This is a genomic window from Vibrio sp. 2033 (assembly GCF_033339735.1).
Genome location: NZ_JAWOVC010000230.1, coordinates 1 through 821 on the forward strand (window position 1 = coordinate 1; position 821 = coordinate 821).

General features: G+C 49.3%; 2 protein-coding genes. Both read right to left on the reverse strand.

Annotated features, from left to right (window positions below; all coding sequences use genetic code 11):
* Positions 1-304, reverse strand: a 304-nt coding sequence (locus tag R7P74_RS25755; protein ID WP_318123487.1) for a hypothetical protein, incomplete at its 3' end; no start/stop codon positions are given.
* On the reverse strand, positions 249-761 hold the full coding sequence (locus R7P74_RS25760) for a phage holin family protein (RefSeq protein ID WP_025535356.1): 513 nt from the start codon (positions 759-761) through the stop codon (positions 249-251). The genes R7P74_RS25760 and R7P74_RS25755, both read right to left, overlap by 56 nt.
* Between the last annotated feature and the right edge of the window lie 60 nt (positions 762-821).

Consider the following 821-nt stretch of genomic DNA (forward strand, 5'->3'; position numbering starts at 1 on the left):
CTTCTTTTGAGGATGCAGCAGACGACGAAGAAGATTTGGCTAGCTGACCACTCAAATCCATCGCGCCATTGAGCAGAAAACTGATGGAGGAGAGAGATGACGTGACGCGAGAAAGCCGCCCAGCTTTCGCAACAGCAATCGCGGCAAAAGCACTCAACCCAAGCGCTGTCCACGGGTTTTCTTGCACGAATCGGTTCGAGGTAAATTTGAGGGTTTGCTTATCCAGCAAGCATTGCTCCAAAACCGCTTTACCCTCGATGCGTTTTATCTGCATGGCTCGGTCGAGTTTGGTTAGAGAACGCATGCCAGCCCTCCTGCAATTGGTCGGTTGTATTTTTGAAACCAAGGAAATGCGTCAGCCGCTTCTGCCACCACGCTAACCCAACTAACGCTAGACCTAACGACACAATAAACACGCCAACACTTAGCAGTAGTTGAGCGGTAAAGTGGTACGTCACTACACCCGCAGCCAAACACACACTGAAGATAAACAGCACCGACAGCAGCGTAAAAATGATGCTGAACATCACGATTTGGCGCGCAGCCACCACGTTGACTTTCGTCTCTAGCAGAAATAAATCCAACGTCGAGCCCGACCACGTTCGCAGTGACGTCGAAAGATCGTCAATCTGCGACAAAATGGCTCGTAGCCCATTAATGGCTTGTTCAACTTCCTGATTTTTAGCCCCATTTAGGGCTCGGCTACTGTCTGCAGTAGCCGAGCCTTGGCGCTCATTGATGGTATGCTCGGAGTCATTCATAAAACTCTTCCTTCATGATTAGAGCGAAATGTAAGGAACAGGCTTATTTGATGAGCTTAG